We start from the raw sequence: 22,804 nt of genomic DNA, 5'->3' as shown, positions 1-22,804 counted from the left end.
GGGTCCGCCGGAGGCTTGAGGGGACGCACCGAACGCGGCGCGCCCCCGTTCCCGACCCGAATGGACCACCATGTCGATCAAGGATGCGGTCCGGCCCGTAGTGCGTGACGCCCGGGCCACCGTGCTGCCCGACCCGGCCGACCGGCACGGCCCGCTGCCCCCGGTGCTGCTCGCCCTCACCGTGGTCACCGGCCTCGTGGACGCCTTCAGCTACCTGGTGCTCGGCCACGTCTTCGTCGCCAACATGACCGGCAACGTCGTCTTCTCCGGCTTCGCGATCGCGGGCGCCGCCGGTTTCTCCCTGGTCGCCTCGCTGGCCGCGCTTGCCGCCTTCGGGGCCGGCGCCCTGGTGGGCGGCCGCATCGCCCACGCCCGCCGGGCCCACCGGGGCCGCGTCCTGCACCTGGCGCTCGTCCTGGAGACGGCCCTGGTCCTGGCGGCCTACGTCGTCGCCCGGTACGACGCCCCGCTGGACGCGGCGGGGGCCCGCTACCCGCTGATCGCGCTGCTCGGTCTCGCGCTGGGCATCCAGAACGCGACGGCCCGCGCCCTCGCCGTGCCGGACCTGACCACGACCGTCCTGACCCTGACCATCACCGGCATCGCCGCTGACAGCAGGGCCGCCGGCGGCCACGGCGGCAGGACGGGCCGCCGCGCCCTCTCGATCCTGGCGATGTTCGCCGGAGCCCTCGCCGGCGCCTTCGCCGTCCGCCACAGCGACGCGTCCCTGCCGCTGCTGCTCGCCACCCTGCTCCTCGCCGGCTGCACGCTGACCGCGTTCACCCTGGCCCGCTCGGACGCGAGGTGGACCGACCCGCTGTGACCGGCGTGCGGACGCCGGGGCGCACGACGGGCCCGGTCGGCCGCCGTGCCTACTTCCCGCGGGCCGCCGCCCGGGTCGGCCGCCCCAGCGCCCAGAACAGGACACCGAGGAGCATGAACCCGACCAGCGGCACCAGCTCCGTCAGCAGGTACTTCCCGCGCTCGGCGTGGGTCCAGCCGTCCGGCGCGTAGTCGGCGCCGAACCAGTGGTCGCCGGCGCCGGGCGCGACCAGCTGCACGCTGGCGAAGAGGATGAGCAGGGTGAGGACGATGCTGATGACCCAGGGGAACGGGGCCCGGTACGGGCGGGGCGTGTCCGGGTACTTGCGGCGCAGGAACGGGAGCGCCGGGAAGATGCCCAGGTAGCTGACGAGGGTCGTCGACACGGCGAGCCCGAGGACCGCGCCGAAGAGCTTGGCCGCGCTGCCGTTGGTCAGCTGGTGGGCCAGGATCAGGACGCCGGTGGAGACCAGGCCGCTGAGGATGTTCACCCGCACCGGGGTGCCGAACCGGCTGGAGATCACGCCGAGGAAGCGGGGCGCCGCGCCGTCGTAGCCGGAGACGGCCAGGGCGCGGTCCGAACCCATGATCCAGGTGACGCCCGAGGACAGCACCGTGAGGATGAACATGATCGCGGCCAGGTCGCCGAGCACGGTGCCGAACCCGCTGAGCGTGGGCGTGCCGTCGGCGGCGACGTGGCCGCCGTACACCGTGAACACCTGCCGGATCGCGTCGACGAAGCCACCGAGGCCGGTGATCGCCTTGACCGGCAGGACGAGCAGGATGCCCAGGATCGGCAGCGCGTAGAGCAGAACGGAGAGGACGGCGCTGCGGAAGATGCCGTAGGGGACGTCCTTCTGCGCGTTCGTCATCTCGTCGCCGGCCGTGTTGGGCAGCTCGAAGCCGACGTAGTTGAACATCAGGACCGGTACCAGGCCGACGAACCCCGCGTAGGTCGGCGAGAAATCGCCGATGCCGAAACCGTGCAGACCGTGCTGGATCCCGTACACCACGACCGTGACCGTGAACAGGCCGAGCAGTACGAACCGGCTCCAGGCACCGATGGTCGGGATCCACTTGCCGACGTCGAAGGAGAGGATCGCGGCGAGCACGCCCACCCACACGAAGACGATCGTGAAGACGTAGAAGGCGGGGGTGCTCAGGTCCTTCCCGTCGTTGAAGAAGGTGGTGTACGCGGTGACGGCGGAGACGGCGAGGGTGCCGCCCAGCCACACCGGGTTGGTGATCCAGTACAGGAAGTTGTTGACGGCACCGGCCAGCCGCCCGAAGGCCCGGCTCGTCCAGATGTAGGGGCCGCCCTCGTCGGGGAAGGCGGCTCCGAGCTCGGCGATCAGCAGCGCGGAGGGCACGAAGAACACCACGGCCAGCACGATCAGCCAGGTGAACGCCTCGGCGCCGGACGACGCCACGGCTCCGATGGTGTCCACCCCGACGATGGTGCACAGGAGGAAGAACAGGATGTCGAAACGGCCGAAGTGCTTGCGCAGCTTCTGCCGTTCCTCCTGCGCAGCGGCCGGCGCGTCGACCGGCTCGGATGCGATGGGGCCAGCGGTCACCAGGAACTCCTGCATGCTCGGGTGAGGGGCGGAATTCGGCCAATGATCCGCCGCGCCGCACAAGCACACAAGCGGTCGGACCCAAGTCGTGACCATCGTTTCGGGCACTCATAGCCCCCGGAAATCTCCCGGAAACGCTGCGCCCCGAGCTGCCCGCCCCGCCTTCCGGCGCCGGTCAGGGCGTCGAGGGGCGGGTCTCCGTCCAGTCGACCAGCAGACGGCGCTCGGCGAACAGCCACTCCCCGTCCTGCTTCACGAACTCGTCGAGGTAGCGGATCGACGCGATCATCAGGGTGCGACGGCCGTCGTCCGCCACCGAGAGGTGGTGGGCCAGGCAGTAGCTCTCGCCGGTCGCGCGGTCCCCGTCCAGGGAGACGGTGCTCTGGCCGTTGAAGTGGGTCGTCGTCCGGTACGTGTTGAGGTTGTCGAAGACGGGGGCGAGGGAGTCGCGGCCGTGCAGTTCCTGCGTCGGCTGCGCCGCCGTGGCGTCCATGAACACCAGGAAGCGCGTGTCCTCCGTGAACAGACTCATCTGGCCCTTGGCATCCCGCCGGTCCGCGCAGTGGGCGTAGGCGTCGACCAGCTCGCGGATGGCCAGCCGGTCGGCGGCCTCCTGCGGGGAGACTGAGGTGTGGGCGGCCATGAGGGGTTCCTCCTGCTGTGCCGCACCCATCTATTTGACAGGTGTCTATTTGATGGGGGTATAAAAGCACTGCCGGTGTGGTCACGCAACGGCCTCGCACAGGACGTCCAGGAGGGCAGTGCTCTGAACGACCGGATCGATCCGCGCATCACCCGAACGGTCCGCGCCTTCGAGCAGGCCGTCGTGGAGCTGGCCTCGGAGCGTCCCGTCTCCCAGATCACCGTCGCCGAGCTCGCCGACCGGGCCGGTGTCACCCGGGCGACCTTCTACAACCGCTACAGCACCCCGCTGGACCCGCTCATCCAGGTCCTCCACGACGACCTCGAACGCGCCCACCGCCGGGAGGACGAGGTCCGGGCCCAGGGCGGACACTCCGCCCGGGAACTGCTCCGGCTCGCCACCGCCGGGGTCGCCGACCACGTCGAACGGTTCACGGACGTCTACCGGAACTCCCTGGCCGACCCCGCGGACAGCGGTGTCTACGAGGCACTCGTACGGCACTTCGGCGAGTACACCCTGGCGTTCCTGGCCCGCACCGAGCCGGCCGGCGTCCGCGGCGCCGACCGGCGGGTCATCGCCCAGTTCATGGCCCACGGGTTCGCCGGGGCCATCAAGGCCTGGCTCGGCGACCCGTCCGTCACCAAGGACGACCTGGTCGACGCGGCCGTGGCCTGCGCCCCCGCCTGGTGGACGTCCGGCTCCACGCCGGACGCCGCCTCCCAGCAACGGAGATCCTCGTGAACGTCGTCGTGTTCGGTGCGTCCGGCATGGTCGGACAGGGCGTCCTGCGCGCCTGCCTCCTGGACCCCACGGTCGGCAGTGTCCTGGTGGTGGGCCGCCGCCCGCTCGGCATCACCCACCCGAAGCTGACCGAGATCCTGCACGACGACTTCACCGACCTGTCCGCCATCGCCGACCGGCTGACCGGCCTGGACGCGTGCTTCTACTGCCTCGGCGTCTCCTCCGCAGGCATGAGCGAGCCGGAATACACCCGCGTGACCCACGACTTCACGCTCGCCGCCGCCCACACGGTGCTCGCCGCCAGTCCCGGACCGACCTTCACCTACGTCTCCGGCGAGGGCACCGACAGCACCGAACAGGGCCGCACCATGTGGGCGCGGGTGAAGGGCCGTACCGAGAACGCCCTGCTCGCCCTGCCGATGAACGCGTACATGTTCCGCCCCGGCTACATCCAGCCCCGCCACGGAGCGGTCTCCCGGACCCGCTCCTACCGCGTCATGTACACCCTCACCTCCTGGTGCTACCCCCTGCTGCACCGCCTCGTCCCCGCCCACACCACGACCACCGAGCACCTCGGCCGCGCCATGCTGGCGCTGACCCGCCCGGGCGTGACCGCGAGCAGGGTGCTGTACAGCAAGGACATCAACCGCCTGGGCGCCTGACGGTTCGCTCCCGCCCCGAGGACCTGCCCTGCCACAGGGCGCCCTGCCGTACGGCCACGAGCATGACGGCCAGGGCGGCCAGCGCGAGCGCGGCACCGGTGTAGAGCGGTGCCGTGTAGCCGAGGCCCGCGGTGATGGCCAGGCCGCCGAGCCAGGCGCCCAGGGCGTTGCCGACGTTGGACGCGGACACGTTGGCGCTCGCCGCCAGCGCCGCCCCGTGGGCGGCGTCGGTCACCCTGGTGATCATGCCGGGGACGGCTGCGAACCCGGCCACCCCCATCAGGAACACCAGCACCACCGACGCCACGGCGTTGCCGGCCAGCAGGCCGAACAGGCCCAGGGTGACGGCCAGTCCGAGGAGCGCGAGGACCAGGGCGCGGTCCCGGTCGCGGTCCGCGGCCCGGCCGCCGACCAGGTTCCCCACGACCAGGCCGACGCCGTACACCATCAGCAGCCAGGCGACATCGTCCGGGGAGAACCCGCCGACCTCGGTGAAGGTGTACGCGATGTAGCTGAACGCCCCGAACATCCCGCCGTAGCCGAGCGCGGTGGCGGCCAGCGTGAGCCAGACCTGCGCGGAGCGGAACGCGCGGAACTGGACCCGCAGTCCACCGAGTGCCCCGCCCTCCGGCACCGGGCCCGCCCGGCCGGGGACGAGGGCGACGATGCCGGCCAGCGTCAGCACGCCGATCGCGGTGACGGCCCAGAAGGCCGCCCGCCAGCCCCAGCGCTCTCCCACCAGCGCACCGAACGGCACACCCAGGACGTTCGCGAGCGTCAGCCCGGCGAACATCACCGCCACCGCGCGGGACTTCCGCTCCGGCGCCACCAGACCGCTCGCGACGAGCGAGCCGATGCCGAAGAACGAGCCGTGGCACAGGGCGGCGACGATCCGCCCGAGCAGCATCACGGAAAAGGTGGGCGCGATCGCGGACAGCAGGTTGCCGACGACGAACAGCGCCAGCAGGCCGACCAGGACCTGCTTGCGGGGCAGCCGTGCCGTCGCCGCGGTGAGTGCGACGGCGCCGACGGCGACACTCAGCGCGTACCCGGAGATCAGCCGGCCCGCCGTCGCCTCGGACACCGCGAAGTCCGACGCCACCTGCGGCAGCAGACCGGCGACCAGGAACTCGGTGAGCCCGATGCCGAACCCGCCGAGCGCCAGCGCGATCAGGCCGCTCGGCGTCCGGCGCGCCCCGAATCCACCCATGGACCGACCCTCACCGCCGGCGGCGGCCCCGTCCATGGACAAAGATCGACGGGGCTTGGACGAATCGATCCGGGCACGGTCGGGTCCCGGTTGCCCTTCTGTGCCAACTCGGGCTGCCAGCAAGGCAATTGACTCCGACCGGCACAGCGACCGGGGCGACGGCGTCGTAGCCTTTCGAGGTTTGTCGATCACAGCCGATCACGGCCGAACGCAGCCGATCGCAGGTGCGCCACCTCGGAAAGCGAGTGGAATTCCCATGATTGCCGTGCCGCCGTTCTACCTCTGATCTTGGCCAGTGCTCCGCCCTTCAGGGCGGGGGTGAAGGCCATCCTTGGCCCGGAGGCGCGAAGCGCCGGAGTGCTCTGCGCCCTTGGGATGAAGGTCAGACAGGGCGCTGCTGGTTTTCGATGTACTGCTTGACGACGGTCAGGGGTGCCCCGCCGCATGATCCTGCGAAGTAGGAGCCGGACCAGAAGTGTCCACCCCACAGGTACCGGCGGACATGACTGTCGTACTCCTGGCGGAGTCTGCGGGAGCTGACGCCCTTGAGGGAGTTGACCAGCTTGGAGAGCTGGACCTTGGGCGGGTAGTGCACGAGCAGGTGGACGTGGTCCTGTTCGCCGTTGAATTGCTTCAGCTCGGCCTCGAAGTCGGCGCAGACTTCCCGCATGATCTCTTCTGTGCGGGTCAGCATGGCGTCGGTGAACGCCTTCCGCCGGTACTTCGTGACAAAAACCAAGTGAACGTGCAGGTTGTAAACAACATGGCGACCAGTTCTGACATCGGGATTAGGGTTCCAGCGGGGTGACATAAACCAATGGTAGGGTCTCGATTGTGAGTCACAACACCCTGGTCAAGCGGCAGTTCGGGCACCGTGCCCGGCTTGCGCTGTCGCCTGCCGAGAGGTTGAAGGCAGACGGCCAGGCGCACGCGGCCCGCACGATGTGGAACCTGCTGCACGCGTGGTGGCGGATGATGCCGAAGGAGAAGCGGACACTCGCGAACGCGGACGCCGCGATCCGACAGGCCCGTGAGGACATCGACTTCCTGGCCGCCCTCCCCGCCCAGGCCGCGCAAGCGGTACTCAAGACGTACTTCCGGGCGTGGAAGAACTGCTGGGAGGGCCGCGCCGACGCCCCGAACTTCAAGGGCCGGTTCCGCACGGCGATGTCCGTGGACATCCCGCAGGGCCGGGACCTGAACATCACCCGCGTGCACCGCCGCTGGGGCATGGTCAACATTCCCAAGATGGGCCGAGTCCGCTTCCGGTGGACCAAAGACCTTCCGGTCGGCAAGCGTGCAGGCGCGGAGAACCGGATCACCGGGGCACGACTGATCAAGGACGTGCTCGGCTGGCACCTCGCCTTTCGTGTTCAGACCCTGGAGGTCAAACCCGGTCCCCACCAGGGGCCGGACGTCGGTATCGACGTGGGCGTCACCGTGCCCATAGCCCTGTCGGACGGGGAAACGTACGAGCACGGCGCATGGCTGACCGGCAAGGAGAAGGCAAGGCTCCTGTACTTGGAGCAGCGTGCCGCGCAGCGTAAGCAGCACCGCAAGCCCGGCGAGCGCACCAGCCGCCGGCTGCACCGTACCTATGACCAGATCGCAGGACTGCGCGCGAAAGCCAAGCGCCGGGTCTTGGACTGGCAGCACCAGACGACCACCGTCATCGCCCGCACATACGGCACCGTCGTGGTCGAAGCACTCAGCATCACGAACATGGTCAAGTCGGCCAGGGGAACCATCGAGGAGCCGGGGAAGAACGTTGCCCAGAAGGCTGGGCTGAACCGCTCCATCAGCGGGGAGGCATGGTGCCGGACGGTCACCATGCTGACGTACAAGACCGCCCAGCTCGGCGGCACCGTGGTCAAGGTCCCCGCCCCCGGCACCTCCAGGCGCTGCTCAGCGTGCGGCTTCACCACGTCCGGCAGCCGGGAGAGTCAGGCCGTGTTCGTGTGCAAGAACCCGGACTGCGGCTGGTCGGGCAACGCCGACCACAACGCAGCCCGGAACGTCTTGCACCTGTACCGGATGGGCCTCGCGCTCATCCCGGCTGCCGGGAGGGCAGTCGTCAGGCGCGCGAAGCGCGTCAAGCCCGCTGCCGCGAGGTAAGCAGGAATCTCCCGGCTTCAGCCGGGAGAGCACTTCAATGTCCGATACCTTCCGCGGAATCCCCCCACACCGCGGCCGCCGAACGCACGGTCGTGGAGTGGCTCGACAAGTTCGGGCTTTTCGAAAGCCCCACCCAGCGCGACTACTTCGCCCGCTCGCACTTCCCGGCCTTCCCCGGACGCTCCTTACCGGACGCCGACCCGGACCTGCTGGTACTCCCCGGCAAGGAGGTGATGTGGCTCCAGTCGTTCGACGACGTGCACAGCGACGAGAAGCCGGGCGCCACCCCGCCCGAGGAGTACATCCACTGCTGGCCCGGCTGACCAGGATCACGGAGGACCCGCAGGCTCCGTTGCTGCCCGACAATCCGTGGGCCCAGGCCCTGCGCGACCTGCGGCTGGACGTCGGTGAGCGGGCCACCGACGTCCAGACCGAACGCTGGGTGCAGGCCAACGTCGAGTACTTCGACGGGCTGCTCTGGGAGGCCGCCAACCGTGCGGAGGGGCGGATCCCCTCCCTCGACGACTACGTGGCCATGTGGCTGAAGCAGTCCGGGGTCTACCCCTGCGTCGTCTTCACCGACATCGCCTGCGGCTACGAGGTGCCCGCCGCCGACTGGGCCGGCCGCCGGGCCCGCACCCTGCGCGAGATGACCGCGGTCCTCATCGGCTGGGACAACGACCTGACCTCCTACGACAAGGAGGTCGCCCGCGCCGCCGAGCGGAACTTCCCGGTGGTGCAGAACCTGGTGTCGGTACTGGCGGCCCAGTACGCCCTGCCGGCGGGCACCGGCCTCGCCTACAGCCCCTACCTGCTCCACCGCGACCCCGGAGTGTTCGCCGACCCCGACCGGTTCGACCCGGACCGTTGGCTGCCGGAGCGCGCCGCATCCGTGTCGAAGGACGCGTTCGTGCCGTTCGGCGGCGGTGTCCACAAGTGCATCGGCGACACGTTCGGGATGACCGAGGCGACCCTGGCGCTGGCCACGATCGCGGCCCGCTGGACCCTGACCCCGGAGTTCCGGGGCCCGGTCGAGCCGGCACCGCGGCGCGCCACGCTCAGCCCCGCCCGGCTCCCGATGCGGGTCGCCGGACGACCGTAGCCACGGCGGGAACCGGATGCGGGCGGCAGGATCCACGTCGCCCGCACTCGGCACCACCCTTCGCGAAACCCTTTCTTCACACCTTGACTTAACATCACGGATATTGCTTGGATCTCGGTTCGGCACGGCACGACCCCCGACACCCCCACAGAGTCCAGGAGTTGCTGTGAGACGTACGATCACCGCGATCGCGGCCGTCACTGTCATGACACTGCCACTCATCGGCGCGAGTCTGTCCGCACGGACCGGCCCACCAGCGAACGGGAGCGCCGGGCACGGCCAGGTCGTCACCGGCACCTACTCCACCGGCGGCACGCAGGCGTGGCAGCCCCTGCCGATCGTCAGGACGGGCGCGGACCAGGGCGGTGCCGTCGACGCCACCGTGGTCGCCGACCCGGCCGCCCTCCGGCAGAAGTACACCGGCATCGGCTTCTCCCTGGACGAGACCAGCGTCTCCAACCTGTGGAAGCTCACCCCCGCCGAGCGTGCGGCGGCCGTCCGGCTGCTCGTCGACCCCGAGCACGGCGCCGGACTCGACCGGTTCCGGCTGACGGGACGGCGGCACCCTGCACTGGACACCGGCCCGGGACAACAACATCGACTGGGACCAGGTCGCGGCCACCACCAAGTGGAAGGACCGGCTGGTGACCGTCGACACGGGGACGAGGAGGTTCACGGTCCGCGACGAGCTGTACGGGCTCGGGCAGTTCGCGAAGTACCTCGCGCCCGGTGACGTCCGCCTGGAGTCCAGCGCCACGGATCACGGCGTCAGCAACGTCGTCTACCGCACCCGGGACGGCGGATACGTCACCGTCCTCGGCAACGGCAACGGCACGGACAGCAGGGTCCGGGTCACCGTCGGCGGCCAGAGCTTCGTGACGACCGTACCGGCGGGCTCCTTCGCCACCTACCGGTGGCACGGGCGGGCGTAGGGCTAACCCCCGGAGGCGACGACCGGCCTGCCGGATGGTGACGGCCGGGCCGGTCCACAAAGCTGAGAGGCGTCGCGGAACACACGCAGTCCGAGCCGTCCGAGCCGTCCGAGCGGTCTGCGCGGTCTGCGCGGCCTGTGCGGTCTGCGCAGCCAAGGAGGCCTGCCTTGCTCACCCGCCGCACCGCCCTGCTGTCGGCCGTCGTCGCCACCACCCTGTCCGCCGTCTCCGTGCGCACCGCGTCGGCCGCGCCGCGCACGGCAGGACGGGTGCGGCTGACCCTGCCCACGCCCAGCGGGCCCCATCCGGTGGGCACGGTCTCCGTGCGTCTCGTCGACACCGCACGCGCCGATCCCTGGATCACCGCACAGCCGTACCGGGAGCTGATGATCAGCATCCGCTACCCGGCGCGGGACACCGGCGGCCACCCCCGGGCACCGCAGATGCTGCCCGGCGAGGCCGCCGGCTTCGCCGCCGTGAACAACCTCGCCGGCGTGCCCGCCGACAAGGTCGACTGGGCGGCCACCCGCACCCACGCGCACGAGGGCGCCCCGGCCGACCGGGACCGGGGCCCGTACCCGGTCGTCTGCTACTCGCCCGGTGCCGGCGACCCGCGTTCCCTCGGCACCACCCTCTGCGACGACCTCGCCTCCCGCGGCTACGTCGTGGTGATGCTCGACCACACCTACGACGCCGCCGCCGTCCAGTTCCCCGACGGCCGGGTCGAACGCACCGTGCTGCCCGCGGAGTACGACAAGGCCTTCCCGGACGAGAAGCGCATCAGGGCCCTCCTGAGGAAGACGATGGAGGTGCGGGTGGCGGACACCCGCTTCCTGCTCGACGAACTGCCGCGCGCACTGCCCCGGGAACTGCGCGGCACCCCGGACTGGAACCGCATCGGCATGTTCGGCCAGTCGGCGGGCGGTTTCACCGCTCTCCAGGCGATGCACGACGACCGGCGGATCGCGGCGGGAGCCAACCTGGACGGCGTCGTCGCCTACGTCCAGGACGACGGCGACCACGGTTACCTCTCGACCGTCGCCGTCGACGGCCTCGACCGCCCCTTCCTGCTGATCGGCAAGGACGGCAACGACCTGAGCACGGTCCCGTCCTGGAACGCCCTGTGGCGGCACAGCCGCGGCCCGCGCGAGGGCCTGACCCTGCGCGGCGCCGAACACGCCACGTTCACCGACGAGGAGGCGATGGTCCCGCAGATCGCGCGCGGGCTCGGTCTGCCGCGGGAAACGGTCGTGAATCTCATCGGCACCATCGCTCCGGCCCGCGCCGTTCCTGCCGAACGGGCCTGCCTGGCCTCCTTCTTCGACCGCCGGCTGCGCGGCCGGAACGACACCGGGCTGCCGGGCAGGCTGCCGGAGGTGCAGCCCTTCGCCCGGTGAGCGGCGTGAGCGGAGTGAGCGGCCGTCTCCCCGGCCGATGCCGGGGGAGTCACCCGGGAAGCCAGCACAGGCCGTCGTCGGTGACCCCGAGCTTCCCGGACGCGGACGGCGACCGGGCCGGGCCGTCCAACGGTGCCCCGTACAGGGCCTGTTCCTGGAGGTCCTTGCCGGTGCGGAAGGTCTCGGTGACGACCCGGGTGGTCAGGAGCGGGTTCGTACGGTCGCCGGAAGCGGCCAACCGGTCCACCGCGCCCTCCAGTTCGGCCACCGAGGTGCTCCACCGGACGCCGAGCCCGCCGGCGCCGGGTATCCCGGTGTCACCCGACGCCACACCCCCGGCCAGCTCGGCGAAGGCGGCGGCCTCGTCGACGTCCACCCGGGTGATCTTCTTCGCCGACCAGAAGTACGAGTCCTCGTCCCGCTCCATGTCGTAGAACGCGACGAGGAACTCGTAGAACACCCCGTACTCCCGGCGGTAGCGGGCCTCGAACTCGGCGAGGCCGCGCTCCTCCGGCACCCTGCCCTCCAGGGCCGCGTTCACCGCGCGGGCCGCCAACAGGGCGCCGTAGGTGGCCAGATGGACGCCCGAGGAGAGCACGGGGTCCACGAAGCAGGCGGCGTCGCCGACCAGCGCCATGCCCGGGATCCACAGGGACGTCTTCCAGTAGGAGTAGTCCTTGCGCACCCGGACCCGGTCGTACGGCGGCTCGGTCGCCACCGGTACGTCCGTCAGCAGCCGGTCGACCTCGGGACAGGCCTTGATCATGTCCTGCCACGCGGCCCGCGGGTCGCCCTGCACGGCCGCGTAGTGCTCCGGTGCGATCACCGCCCCGACGCTGGTCAGGTCGGAGCGCAGCGGGATGTACCAGAGCCAGCCGGCGTCGAACGCGGCGCAGAAGATGTTGCCGTCGTTCGGCGCGGGGAGCCGGCGGCCGCCCGCGTAATAGCCGAACACGGCGAGGTTGCGGAAGAAGTCCGAGTAGACGCGTGCCCCGCCCACCCGGCCGTGGATCCGGCTGGTGTTGCCGGACGCGTCGACGACGAACCGGGCGTGCGCGGTGCGCGGGGTGCCGTCCCGGCCGGTGTACTCGACACCGCGCACCCGCCCGCCCTCGCTCAGCACCCGGCGCACCGGGCAGCCCTCGCGGACGTCGGCGCCCGCCCGCGCCGCGTTGCGCAGCAGGATCTCGTCGAACCGTGAGCGCTCCACCTGGAAGGCGGTCGCGGTGGGATCCGGCAGCCGGGGCGTCGTCGCGAAGGAGAACTGCCAGGGCTCCGGATCCCGGCCCCAGCGCAGGGTCCCGCCGCGCTTGAGGGTGAAACCCGCCGCCGCGACCTCGTCGGCGACGCCCAGCAGACGGCACAGGCCGTGGACCGTGGCGGGCAGCAGCGACTCGCCGATCTGGTAACGGGGGAAGGTCTCCCGCTCCAGCAGAAGCACGCGGTGCCCGCGCCGGGCCACGGCCGTCGCGGCGGTCGACCCGGCCGGCCCACCACCGACGACGATCAGGTCGTACTGCTCGTACTCCTCGTGCCGCAAAGTCATGCAGTATCTCCTCTTCCGAACGAGGCGGGGGCGGTGGTCACCTGGTCAGCCAGGCACGGATCGCCGCGGCCGTGCTGCCGGCGTCCTGGTGCAGCAGGGAGTAGTGGTCGCCCGGCACGTCCACGGCCTCGTGCGGCAGCGGCCAGTGCGGCCGCCAGTCGTCGTCGGGAGCGCTGCGCAGCATCTCCGCGGTGGGCCTCCCGCGCAGCAACAGGGCCGGGACCGGGGACGGTTCGGGCCGCCAGCTCTCCATCACCCGGACGTACCCGCCTCCGGCGATCAGCAGGGAGTCGTCCAGCCGGTCGACCACCTCGGCGTCGAGCGCGGCACCCGCGGACATCAGCGCCTGCCCGCGCACGTCCCCACGGCGCAGCACCCCGGCATGGGTGTCGAGCAGGACCACCCCGGCCGGCGGCTCGCCCTCCGCCGCCAGCTGCCGCGCCACGGCATGGGCGATCGCGCCGCCCGCGCAGTAGCCGACCAGGACGGGCGGCCGCTCGACGGGCAGCGAGCGCACGGTGTCGGCGTGCGCCCGCACCAGCGTGGCCACGCTGTCCGGAACGGCCCGCCGGGTGCCGAAACCGGGATGCTCCAGCACCTGCAGATCCCGCTCGCCGTCGAACTGCCCGGCCAGGCCCGTGGGCAGGCGCAGGTGCGGTGCCATGTAGTCGGGGAGGTAGACCAGCGGGGTGCCGTCGCCGTGCGCGAGCTGCAGCGGCGGCACGGTGTGCCGGGCCCGCTCCCCGCCGGAGAAGACCGGCAGGGCGTACGCGGCGAAGAAGCGCAGCGCCATCGCCTCCTTCGGCCCTTCCTCGCGCAGGACGCGGTGGTAGAGGGGGCTGAACCGGTAGGGGGCGTGGGGGAGTTGTGTGGGAGCGGCGGTCTGTGGCGCGGGCACGGGTTCGGCCTCGGCCTCGGACTCGGGCCGGGGTTGCCGAGGGGCGACGGCAGACTCCGCCCCCATGTCCGGTCCCTGCACCGCGTCCTCGTCGAGCAGCACCCCGTGGACGTGTGCCGTCAGCTCGGGGAGCGTCGGGTACTCGAGCACGACGGTGGGCGACAGGCGGACCCGGGTGAACGCGCTGAGGCGGTTGCGGACCTGCACGGCGGAGAGGGAGTCGAAGCCGATCTCGGTGAAGGAGCGTTCGGCGGGCAGCGCGGACGGGTCCGGGAAGCCCAGCACCGCCGCGATCTCGGCGCGGATCAACTCGGCCAGCAGCTCGGGGTGTTCGGACGGCGCGACAGCGGCGAGCCGCTCGCGCCAGGCACCGGGCGCCCGGGCGGCGTCGGCCGGGGGCGGCGCGTCGGCCGCCGCCGGGCTGCGCGGCAGCAGGTCGGCGAGGACGGGCGGCGCGTCCGGTCCCGCCGCGGCCCGCAGGTCCAGCGGCACCGGTACCAGGACCGGTTCAGGACGGCGCAGCGCGGCGTCGAGGAGAGCGATGCCCTCCCGCTCGCCGACGGGCAGCACACCGCCCTCGCGCAGCCGGTCCGGCGCGATCCGGCCCGCCATGCCGGCCGCGCCCGCCGTGGTCCACGGCCCCCACGCCAGCGACTGTGCGGGCAGGCCGCGGGCCACCCGGTACCGGGCGAGCGCGTCGAGGAACCCGTTCGCGGCGGCGTAGTTCGACTGCCCCGGCCTGCCGAGCACACCCGCGGCCGAGGAGTAGAGCACGAAGGCGGCCAGGTCCAGGTCCTTCGTCGCCTCGTGCAGATGCCAGGCACCGTCCGCCTTCGGCGCGAGCACGGCCGCGATCCGCTCGGGCGTCATGGCGGCCGTCACGCCGTCGTCCACCACCCCGGCCAGGTGGAAGACGGCGGTGAGCGGCGGCCGGCAGGACGCGACCAGCGCGTCCACGGAAGTCCGGTCGCTCACGTCGCACGCCACCACGCGTACGTCGGCGGCCAGTTCGTCCGCCCAGTCCGGGGCCTTTCCGCCGCGGCCGGCCAGCAGTAGGTGCCGGACGCCGCGTTCGGTGACCAGGTACCGGGCCAGGCTCGCCCCGAGCGCACCGGTGCCTCCGGTGACGAGGACGGTCCCCTCGGGATCGAGGTCGGGGGGCTCGGCGGTCGGCGGATCGGCGGGGGCCAGCCGGGGAGCCATGGCGACGCCTGCGCGCAGGGCGAGTTCGGGCTCGCCGGAGCGCAGCGCCGCCGCCACGGCCGCAGTCGAGGTCGGGGTCGAGGCCGCAGTCGTGGCCGTCGGCAGGGCCGTCGTCGTGGCCGCTGCGCCCTGTCGGTCGACCAGCACGATCCGGCCCGGATGTTCGGACCCGGCGCTGCGGACGAACCCGGCGACGGCGGCCTCGGCGAGGTCCGGGGTGTCCCCGGTGGCGTTCTGGGTGAGGACCAGCAGCCGGCCCGGCCGTGCGTCGGCGGTCCACTCCCGCACCCGCTCCAGCACGGCGCCGAGCAGCGCCCGCACCCGGTCGGGCACCGGCGTGTCCGGGGGCAGAGCGGCGGCCGGCCCGGCCACATCGAGCAGCTCGTGCTCCGGGGTCGCGCCGTCGGCCGGGGGCACGGTCACGGGCCGCCAGGTGAGCCGGTACGTCTCGGCCGGCGGCCGGGTCGCCGGGATCGTCCGGGTGACCACGGACTCCACGGCCGCCACCGGCAGTCCGGCCCCGTCGCTGAGGGTGACGCGGAACTCGTCCGGACCGAGCCGTCGTACGACCGCTCGCGCGGCGGCGACGCCGGTCGCGTACGCCGTCACCCCGGAACACGTCACCGGCGCTTTCGGCTCCCCCGGCTCCTCGGCCAGCAGCGCGGCGTGCAGGGCGGCGTCGAACAGGGCCGGGTGCAGGATGTAGGACCCTGCGGTCGCCGCTTCCCCGGGAGGCAGCGCCAGCTCGGCGAAGGTCTCGTCGTCCCGGCGCCACAGCGCGGTGACGGCGCGGAAGACAGGCCCGTAGCGATGGCCGTGGGCGGCGAGGCGCTCGTAGTCGACGGCGATCCGCTCCGCGCCCACCGGCGGCCAGGCGCCGGGCGTCTCCTCGGTCAGCGCTTCTCTCTGCGCTGCGGTCGGTTCTTCCGCCGGGGCGGTCGTCGCGGTGGCGTGCCGGGTCCATGGCTCGCTCGTGTCGGCCCGGCGGCCCCAGACGGTGACCGGCCGCCCGCCCGTCCCGTCCGGCGCCCCGGCCACCACCTGCACCTGCGCCCCCTGCCCCGGGGCGAGGACGAGCGGGGCCCGGAGCGCGAGTTCGGCCAGCCGGACCGGCCCGGCGGAGCCGTCCGCGCGGGCCGCCAGCTCGGCGAAGACGGTCGCCGGGACCACCACCCGGCCGCCGATCACATGGTCGGCCAGCCAAGGATGGTGGTCGAGGGACAGCACGCCGGTGTGCCGGATCACGGGCCCGTCGGCATCGGGCACCGGCTCGCCCAGCAGCGGATGGCCGGACCCGCTCCGCGGCCGGACGGCGTCCAGCCAGTAGCGCTGCCGCCGGAAGGGGTGGGTGGGCAGGGGACGCCGTCGGGCACCGGAGTCGGCGTACACCGACCGCCAGTCCACCCCGACCCCGTGCACGTGCAGCGCCGCCAGGGCCTCGACCGTCGTCCGGGCGTCTGCGCACGACACGAACACCGCACCCGCGTCCGGACCGACGCACTCCTCGGCCGCCACGCCGAGCGAGGGGGACGGCCCGGCCTCGACGAAGGCCGTGACGCCCTCCTCGGCCAGCAGGCGCACCGCATCGGCGAACCGGACCGTCTCACGGGCCTGCCGCACCCAGTGCCCGGCCGTGGCGAGCGCGTCCGTCTCCGCACGCCCGGTCAGCGTGGACACGACCGGCACGGCCGCCCGCCGGTAGGTCACCGACTCGGCGACCGCACGGTACCCGTCCAGCACCGGGTCCAGGAGTGGCGAATGGAAGGCATGGCTCACTCGCAGGCGCCGCTGCGGCCGTCCGACGGCGGCGGCCAGCGCCGTCACCGCGTCCTCGGGCCCGGAGAGCACGACCGACTCCGGCCCGTTGACCGCCGCGACCGCCACGGTCCGCCCGGGAACCCCGTCGAGCAGCGGCGTCACTTCGGCCGGCGACGCCCGGACGGCGATCATCGCGCCGCCGGCGGGCAGGGCCGCCATCAGCCGGCCGCGCGCGGCGACCAGCCGTACCGCGTCGGCCCGGGAGAACACCCCGGCGACATGGGCGGCGGCCAGCTCGCCGACCGAGTGCCCGACCAGCCGGTCCGGCCGTACGCCGAAGCCGGCGAGGAGGGCGTGCAGAGCGACCGCGTAGGCGAAGAGCGCGGGTTGCGCGTAGTCGGTGCGGTCCAGGAGACCCGGATCGTCGATCACCTCCAGCAGAGGGCGGTCGAGCCACGGGGTGAACTCCTCGCACAGACCCGTGAACGCCCGGTCGAAGGCGGGGAAGGCCGTCCGCAGCCCGCCGCCCATCCCGGGGCGCTGGGCCCCCTGGCCGGGGAAGAGGAGCGCCACCTTCGGCCGTGGGCGCGCGGTGCCTCGCAGCAGGGCCGGACCGTCGGCGCCCGCGGCCAGGTCACGCACCCCCCTGAGCAGGCCTTCGGCGTCCGGGGCCAGGACGGCGGCCCGGTGCGACAGCGGGGTCCGCGTCGTGGCCAGCGAGAGCGCGACGTCCAGGGCGTCCGCGTCGTCCCGTACGCCGGCCAGCTCGGCCGCCAGCCTCCCGGCATGGGCCCGCATCCCGGCCTCGTCACCCCCGCCGACCAGCCAGGGCATCGGCGGCAGCCGACGGGGCGGCGGCGCGGCCGAGTCCGCATCGGCCGCCGCGCGGTCCGCCGGGACGATCTCGGTCGGCTCCTCGATGATCACGTGGGCGTTGGTGCCGCCGATGCCGAACGACGAGACCGCCGCCCGGCGCGGACGGTCGCGGCGCGGCCACGGGCGGGCCCGGTCGAGCAGTCGTACCGCACCGCCGGACCAGTCGACGTGCGGCGACGGCCGCTCCGCGTACAGCGAGGCGGGCAGTTCGTCGTGGCGCATCGCCTCGATCATCTTGATCAGGCCCGCCACCCCCGACGCGGCCTGGGTGTGCCCCAGGTTCGACTTCACCGAGCCCAGCCACACGGGGTCGGCCGGGTCACGGTGCTGCCCGTAGGTCGCGAGCAGGGCGCCCGCCTCGATCGGGTCGCCGAGCGCGGTGCCCGTGCCGTGCCCCTCGACCGCGTCGACGTCGGACCCCGCCAGCCCCGCGTCGGCCAGCGCCAGCCGGATCAGGTCGCGCTGTGCCTCGCCGTTGGGGGCGGTCAGGCCGTTCGACGCGCCGTCCGAGTTCACGGCGGAACCGCGCAGCACCGCCAGCACCGGATGGCCGTTGCGGCGGGCGTCGGACAGCCGCTCCAGCAGCACCAGACCGACCCCCTCGGCCCAGGCCGTGCCGTCCGCGCCCGCGGCGAACGACCGGCAGCGTCCGTCCGGCGACAGCCCGCGCAGCCGGCTGAACACGACGAACGGCCGCGGGTTCGACAGCACCGTCACCCCGCCCGCCAGCGCCAGCGAACACTCCCCGGCCCGCAGCGACCGGGCCGCCAGATCCAGCGCCACCAGCGAGGACGAACACGCCGTGTCCAGGGTCAGCGCCGGACCGCGCAGCCCGAGGACGTAGGAGATCCGGCCGGACGCCACGCTCGGCGACGAGCCGACGCCGAGCTGGGCCTCCAGCTCGTGCGCCGGCCGTCCGCCGCCGTACCCGCCGGCGTGCATCAGGCCGACGAACACACCGGTGTCGGTGCCCCGCAGCTCCGGCGCCGGGACACCGGCCCGTTCGAAGGTCTCCCAGGCGACTTCGAGGAGCAGCCGCTGCTGGGGATCGGTGGCCAGCGCCTCGCGGGGCGACATGCCGAAGAACAGCGGGTCGAAGTCCGCGACCCCGTCGAGGAACCCGCCGCGGCGGGTGTACGTCGTCCCGGGCCGGTCGGGGTCGGGGTGGTGCAGCGAGGTGAGGTCCCAGCCGCGGTCGGTGGGGAACTCACCGGTGGCGTCGCGGCCTTCGGCCACCAGGCGCCAGAGGTCCTCGGGCGAGCTCACACCGCCCGGAAAGCGGCAGCCGACCGCCACGATCGCCACCGGCTCGGCCTCCGGACCACGCCGCGGCCCGACCCCGGCGATTCCGTCCGGCGCGGTTGCGCCCGCGGCGGTCCCGGCTGTTCCTGCGGATACCGGCCCGGTCGCCCCGTACAGCAGGGCGTCCAGGTGGGCCGCGACCGCGGCCGGGGTCGGGTGGTCCCACACCAGCGTCGCCGGCAGCCGCAGCCCGGTGCGGGTGCCGAGCCGGTGCCACAGGGTCATGGCGTCCATCGACGTCAGACCGAGGTCGGCGAACGCCGTGCCCGGATCGGCGGCCGTCCCCCGGATCCCCGCCGTCTCCGCGCACACCAGGTCGGTCAACGCGGCGCGTCGCTCACCGGGCGTCCGGCCGGCCAGCTCGGCGAGCCCCGGATCGGCCGGGCGGTCGGTGAGAGCCTGGCGCAGCAGGGCCCGGCGCAGCTTGCCGCCGGAGGTGCGCGGTACCGCCGGGGCCGGCAGCACCTCCTCGGGCACCTTGTGCGCGGAGAGCACCGCGGCGCAGGCGCGCAGCAGCGGCACCGGATCGAGGTCGAGGTCCGGGCGGTCCGGCACCACGAACGCCACCGGAACCTCGCCGAGCAGCGGATGGGCCCGCCCGACCACGGCCGCGTCCCGCACCCCGGGCAGACCGCACAGCACCCGCTCCACCTCGGCCGGGTCGACGTTCTCGCCGCCGCGCACGATACGGTCGCCCGCCCGGCCGGTGACGGTCAGAAAGCCTTGCCCGTCGAGCCGGCCCAGGTCACCCGTGCGGTACCAGCCGTCGCGCAGGGCGGCGGCGGTCTCCTCGGGCCGGTTGTGGTAACCGAGCATGACGCCGGGGCCGCGGACCCAGATCTCACCGTCGCCACCGTCACCGCTGGCACCGCGGTCCCTGTCGGTCCCGCCGGCCCGCTCCGGCGCGACGGCCCGTACCGCCACCTCCATGCCGGGCAGCGGCATCCCGCTGCTGCCGCGCACCCGGGGTCCGGTGGGCGACTCCACCGCGATCTTGCCGCAGGTCTCGGTACTGCCGTAGCCGTCCAGCAGCGGGGCGCCGAACCGTGCCTCCGTCTCCTCCCGCAGCTCGGGGTCGCTGGGTGCGCCGGCCGTGACGCACAGCCGCAGCGAGGGCACGGCACCGAGGCCGGCGTCCAGCAACTGCCGGTAGGTGAGCGGCACCCCGGCCAGCACGGTCGGTGCGTACTCGGCGACCAGGCGTGCCAGTGCGGCCGGTTCCCGGGCCGTGGTGATCCGGGCGCTCGCCCCAGCCATGGTGGTGCCCAGGACGCAGAGCGAGTGGGCGTAGGTGTGCGAGAGGGGCAGCGGCCACAGGACGCGGTCCGCCGCCGACAGCCCGAGCCGGGGCAGATAGCAGGCGGCCGAGGACCACAGTGCGGACCGCTGGCTGGAGATCGCGGCCCTGGCGGTGCCGGAGGTCCCGGAGGTGTAGAGCAGCCAGGCGGGCTCGTCCAGGCCGAGATCGTCCGGGGGAGCGGACGCCGGTGTCGTGGCCGTCGTCTCCCAGGCGGTGACCCCGTCGGGCAGCGGTCCGTCACCGGTGACCAGCAGCCGGACGGGACGTCCGGCCGTCAGCCGCGTGATCCGTGACAGGTGGTGCGGGTCGGTGACCAGCACGGCCGGATCGCAGTCGGCCAGCAGCCCGGCGAGCTCGGCGTCCGTGGCGCGGGAGCTCAGCGGCACCCCCACCGCGCCGGCCCGAACCGTGGCCAGCAGCCCCTCGGCCAGCTCCACGCCGTCACCCAGGCAGAAGGCCACCCGCGCCGTGCGGCCGACCCCCAGCCCGGCCGCCAACCGGGCGGTCCTGCGCTCCAGCTCGGCCCAGCTCACCGTCCGCCGGTCATCGGCGAAGGCGACCCTCCCGCCGTAGCGCTCGGAGTTCTCGACGAGCAGTTCCGCCACGGGCCGCACATCCGACGCCCCCGTCATTCCCACCAGGCTCCCCCTCGGTGCCAACACCCCTGCTGCCCGTCCCCGTTGGCGAGCCTACGGCCGACCGCACCGCGGACGTCCCCGGCTCGCTGGGCCGGGCGTTCTCCCGGTAGGAGGGCGATGTCGGGGACGGGGTTGCAGCGTCTGTGCGATCGGCGTTTTCTGGAGGTATCCGATGGTGAAACAAGAGCGCCCAGGGTCGCGGCACGCACCGGGGGCGCCGTCCCGGCTGTTCCCCATGGCCAGGCCTCCGTCCGCGTGGTCCGCCGTCGCCCGGCGTTCGACGCGGAGGTGAGCCAGGTGAAAGCCGTTGTCTACGAGAAGCCCTTCAGCGTCACGATCAGGGACGTCGACGACCCGCGCATCCAGCACCCGAACGACGTGCTGGTACGGGTCACGTCGAGCGCCATCTGCGGATCCGACCTGCACATGTACGAGGGGCGTACGGCCGCCGAGTCGGGCATCGTCTTCGGACACGAGAACCTCGGCATAGTTCAGGAGATCGGCTCCGGCGTGACCTCGCTGTCCGAGGGCGACCGGGTGGTCATGCCCTTCAACGTCGCGTGCGGCTTCTGCAAGAACTGCCTGGCCGGCAAGACCGGCTTCTGCCTCACGGTGAACCCGGGCTTCGCCGGCGGAGCCTACGGCTACGTGGCCATGGGCCCCTACAAGGGCGGGCAGGCGGAGCTGCTGCGGGTGCCGTTCGCCGACTTCAACTGCCTGAAGCTGCCGCCGGGCAACGAGTTCGAGACGGACTTCGTGCTGCTCGCGGACATCTTCCCGACCGGCTACCACGGCTGTGAGCTCGCCCAGGTGATTCCGGGCGAGAGCGTCGCCGTCTTCGGGGCCGGTCCGGTCGGGCTGATGGCCGCGTACTCCGCGCTGCTGCGCGGCGCGGCCAAGGTGTTCTCGGTCGACCGCGTGCCCGAGCGGCTCGCCAAGGCCGAGCAGATCGGCGCGATACCGATCGACTTCACCCAGGGCGACCCGGCCGAACAGATCAAGGCACAGACCCGGGGCGAGGGAACGGACAAGGGCGTCGACGCCGTCGGCTACCAGGCCCAGGCGCACGACGCGAGCCACGAGGAACCCGCCGTCGTCCTGAACACCCTCGTCGAGACGGTACGGCCGACCGGCATGCTCGGTGTACCGGGCCTGTACGTCCCGTCCGACCCGGGCGGACCCGACGAGTACGCCAAGCACGGCCAGCTGCTGGTGTCCATCGGCAGGATGTTCGAGAAGGGGCAGCGGATGGGCACCGGCCAGTGCAACGTCAAGCAGTACAACCGCCAGTTGCGCGACCTGATCATCGCGGGGCGGGCCAAGCCCAGCTTCGTGGTCTCCCACGAACTGCCGTTGGAGGAGGCGCCGAGGGCCTACGAGAAGTTCGACCAGCGGATCGAGGGCTACACCAAGGTCGTCCTGCATCCCGGACACGCCCTCGCGGCGTAGCAGCGGCGACGACACGGTGCGGCGGGCCGCCACCCGTGACCGGCCCGCCGCGCACGGCTGAGGCTACGGCTGTGGCTGCCGGGAGCCGCCCCCGCCCGTCCCGGCACCCGGAACCGAAGCCGGAACCGGAGCAGGGGTGAGGGCGGTGATCCACTCGGCGGGCCAGGGAGCACTCGCCCGGTCCGCCCGCTGCGGCACGTGCACGACCGTGTAACGGCCGGACGCGGAGAGTTGCCGGGAGCGGCCGTCGATCTCCTCGCCCCACACCTCGAACCGGAACGTCATCGAGGAGGTGCCGACACGTTCGACGGTCAGGACGGTCGTCACCTCCTGCTGGAACCAGAGCGGGGCGGTGAAGTCGACCTCGTAGCGCACCCGTGGTGCGGCACCGAAATAGCCGACGACGCCCCGTTCGCGCACGAGGGCGGCCTCGGCCGCCTCCACGAACCGCACCACCGCCGAGTTGTGGTAGTGCCCGGAGGCGTCGGTGTCCGGCCACTCCACCCGGCACCGGTGGACGGCTCGGACCTCGTCAGCGGGTTGAGGAGCCGGAGCAGCCAAAGAAGTGTCCTTCCGAGATCTGGTATCTCGTATTTTTCACGATCGTCACGTGAAGTCAATACGACTGAGGGG

17 protein-coding genes are annotated in these 22,804 nt (G+C 72.8%); 9 read left to right on the top strand and 8 right to left on the bottom strand.

Features of this window, described 5'->3' with window-relative positions; translation table 11 throughout:
• Nucleotides 1-70: 70 nt before the first annotated feature.
• Nucleotides 71-823, top strand: coding sequence for a YoaK family protein (locus ACFWPQ_RS23520; RefSeq protein ID WP_384038013.1), 753 nt, complete (start codon nucleotides 71-73; stop codon nucleotides 821-823).
• Nucleotides 824-872: 49 nt separating this feature from the next.
• Here the strand turns inward: ACFWPQ_RS23520 and ACFWPQ_RS23515 are convergent, their stop codons facing one another.
• On the bottom strand, nucleotides 873-2,399 hold the full coding sequence (locus tag ACFWPQ_RS23515; protein ID WP_384038009.1) for an APC family permease: 1,527 nt from the start codon (nucleotides 2,397-2,399) through the stop codon (nucleotides 873-875).
• Nucleotides 2,400-2,574: 175 nt separating this feature from the next.
• Nucleotides 2,575-3,042, bottom strand: coding sequence for a nuclear transport factor 2 family protein (locus tag ACFWPQ_RS23510; protein ID WP_350788741.1), 468 nt, complete (start codon nucleotides 3,040-3,042; stop codon nucleotides 2,575-2,577).
• 75 nt (nucleotides 3,043-3,117) lie between these two features.
• On the opposite strand from ACFWPQ_RS23510, the gene ACFWPQ_RS23505 reads away from it, so the two are divergent.
• Together ACFWPQ_RS23505 and ACFWPQ_RS23500 are read left to right on the top strand one after the other, a co-directional pair.
• The gene (locus ACFWPQ_RS23505; RefSeq protein ID WP_384038005.1) at nucleotides 3,118-3,783 is read left to right on the top strand and encodes a TetR/AcrR family transcriptional regulator; all 666 of its coding nucleotides are present in this window, start codon (nucleotides 3,118-3,120) and stop codon (nucleotides 3,781-3,783) included.
• On the top strand, nucleotides 3,780-4,445 hold the full coding sequence (locus tag ACFWPQ_RS23500; protein ID WP_384038001.1) for an epimerase: 666 nt from the start codon (nucleotides 3,780-3,782) through the stop codon (nucleotides 4,443-4,445). Before ACFWPQ_RS23505 ends, ACFWPQ_RS23500 begins: the two co-directional genes overlap by 4 nt.
• Here ACFWPQ_RS23500 and ACFWPQ_RS23495 read toward each other — a convergent pair.
• Nucleotides 4,426-5,655: an MFS transporter gene (locus ACFWPQ_RS23495; RefSeq protein ID WP_384037998.1), complete on the bottom strand. Its 1,230-nt coding sequence runs from the start codon at nucleotides 5,653-5,655 to the stop codon at nucleotides 4,426-4,428. The genes ACFWPQ_RS23500 and ACFWPQ_RS23495 overlap by 20 nt on opposite strands.
• Before the next feature lie 382 nt (nucleotides 5,656-6,037).
• Nucleotides 6,038-6,466: an IS200/IS605 family transposase gene (gene tnpA, locus ACFWPQ_RS23490; RefSeq protein ID WP_266991251.1), complete on the bottom strand. Its 429-nt coding sequence runs from the start codon at nucleotides 6,464-6,466 to the stop codon at nucleotides 6,038-6,040.
• 23 nt (nucleotides 6,467-6,489) lie between these two features.
• On the opposite strand from tnpA, the gene ACFWPQ_RS23485 reads away from it, so the two are divergent.
• From ACFWPQ_RS23485 to ACFWPQ_RS23475, 3 genes are all read left to right on the top strand, one after another.
• Nucleotides 6,490-7,770 (top strand): RNA-guided endonuclease InsQ/TnpB family protein, encoded by a 1,281-nt coding sequence (locus tag ACFWPQ_RS23485; RefSeq protein WP_384037995.1) that lies wholly within the window; start codon nucleotides 6,490-6,492, stop codon nucleotides 7,768-7,770.
• Between the two features lie 92 nt (nucleotides 7,771-7,862).
• The gene (locus tag ACFWPQ_RS23480; protein ID WP_384037992.1) at nucleotides 7,863-8,093 is read left to right on the top strand and encodes a hypothetical protein; all 231 of its coding nucleotides are present in this window, start codon (nucleotides 7,863-7,865) and stop codon (nucleotides 8,091-8,093) included.
• A gap of 29 nt (nucleotides 8,094-8,122) precedes the next feature.
• A complete protein-coding gene (locus tag ACFWPQ_RS23475; protein WP_384037989.1) occupies nucleotides 8,123-8,872 on the top strand; it encodes a cytochrome P450 in 750 nt (249 codons plus the stop codon).
• Between the two features lie 297 nt (nucleotides 8,873-9,169).
• Here the strand turns inward: ACFWPQ_RS23475 and ACFWPQ_RS23470 are convergent, their stop codons facing one another.
• On the bottom strand, nucleotides 9,170-9,346 hold the full coding sequence (locus ACFWPQ_RS23470) for a hypothetical protein (RefSeq protein ID WP_384037986.1): 177 nt from the start codon (nucleotides 9,344-9,346) through the stop codon (nucleotides 9,170-9,172).
• A gap of 170 nt (nucleotides 9,347-9,516) precedes the next feature.
• On the opposite strand from ACFWPQ_RS23470, the gene ACFWPQ_RS23465 reads away from it, so the two are divergent.
• Together ACFWPQ_RS23465 and ACFWPQ_RS23460 are read left to right on the top strand one after the other, a co-directional pair.
• Nucleotides 9,517-9,804 (top strand): glycoside hydrolase family 30 beta sandwich domain-containing protein, encoded by a 288-nt coding sequence (locus ACFWPQ_RS23465; protein ID WP_384037983.1) that lies wholly within the window; start codon nucleotides 9,517-9,519, stop codon nucleotides 9,802-9,804.
• Between the two features lie 167 nt (nucleotides 9,805-9,971).
• Nucleotides 9,972-11,201: an alpha/beta hydrolase family protein gene (locus tag ACFWPQ_RS23460; protein WP_384037980.1), complete on the top strand. Its 1,230-nt coding sequence runs from the start codon at nucleotides 9,972-9,974 to the stop codon at nucleotides 11,199-11,201.
• A 49-nt stretch (nucleotides 11,202-11,250) separates the two neighbouring features.
• On the opposite strand, the gene ACFWPQ_RS23455 is transcribed toward ACFWPQ_RS23460, so the two are convergent.
• Nucleotides 11,251-12,747, bottom strand: a complete 1,497-nt coding sequence (locus ACFWPQ_RS23455; RefSeq protein WP_384037977.1) for a tryptophan 7-halogenase — start codon at nucleotides 12,745-12,747, stop codon at nucleotides 11,251-11,253.
• A gap of 37 nt (nucleotides 12,748-12,784) precedes the next feature.
• A complete protein-coding gene (locus tag ACFWPQ_RS23450) occupies nucleotides 12,785-20,716 on the bottom strand; it encodes an SDR family NAD(P)-dependent oxidoreductase (RefSeq protein WP_384037974.1) in 7,932 nt (2,643 codons plus the stop codon).
• 303 nt (nucleotides 20,717-21,019) lie between these two features.
• Between ACFWPQ_RS23450 and ACFWPQ_RS23445 the strand changes: the two genes are divergently transcribed.
• Nucleotides 21,020-22,171: a glutathione-independent formaldehyde dehydrogenase gene (locus tag ACFWPQ_RS23445; protein WP_384037971.1), complete on the top strand. Its 1,152-nt coding sequence runs from the start codon at nucleotides 21,020-21,022 to the stop codon at nucleotides 22,169-22,171.
• A 63-nt stretch (nucleotides 22,172-22,234) separates the two neighbouring features.
• Here the strand turns inward: ACFWPQ_RS23445 and ACFWPQ_RS23440 are convergent, their stop codons facing one another.
• Nucleotides 22,235-22,675, bottom strand: a complete 441-nt coding sequence (locus ACFWPQ_RS23440) for an acyl-CoA thioesterase (RefSeq protein ID WP_384037968.1) — start codon at nucleotides 22,673-22,675, stop codon at nucleotides 22,235-22,237.
• Nucleotides 22,676-22,804: the final 129 nt, after the last annotated feature.

The organism is Streptomyces sp. NPDC058464, assembly GCF_042721035.1.
Lineage (GTDB): Bacteria > Actinomycetota > Actinomycetes > Streptomycetales > Streptomycetaceae > Streptomyces.
Note: the sequence above shows the minus strand (reverse complement) of the source record. Positions and strands in the feature narration are given on the sequence as shown.

Excerpts from the sequence above, each read along its gene's own strand:
- ACFWPQ_RS23455 (WP_384037977.1), bottom strand. The coding sequence starts at position 12,747 with ATGACTTTGCGGCACGAGGAGTACGAGCAGTACGACCTGATCGTCGTC.
- tnpA (WP_266991251.1), bottom strand. The coding sequence starts at position 6,466 with ATGTCACCCCGCTGGAACCCTAATCCCGATGTCAGAACTGGTCGCCAT.
- ACFWPQ_RS23520 (WP_384038013.1), top strand. The coding sequence starts at position 71 with ATGTCGATCAAGGATGCGGTCCGGCCCGTAGTGCGTGACGCCCGGGCC.
- ACFWPQ_RS23495 (WP_384037998.1), bottom strand. The coding sequence starts at position 5,655 with ATGGGTGGATTCGGGGCGCGCCGGACGCCGAGCGGCCTGATCGCGCTG.
- ACFWPQ_RS23510 (WP_350788741.1), bottom strand. The coding sequence starts at position 3,042 with ATGGCCGCCCACACCTCAGTCTCCCCGCAGGAGGCCGCCGACCGGCTG.
- ACFWPQ_RS23450 (WP_384037974.1), bottom strand. The coding sequence starts at position 20,716 with ATGACGGGGGCGTCGGATGTGCGGCCCGTGGCGGAACTGCTCGTCGAG.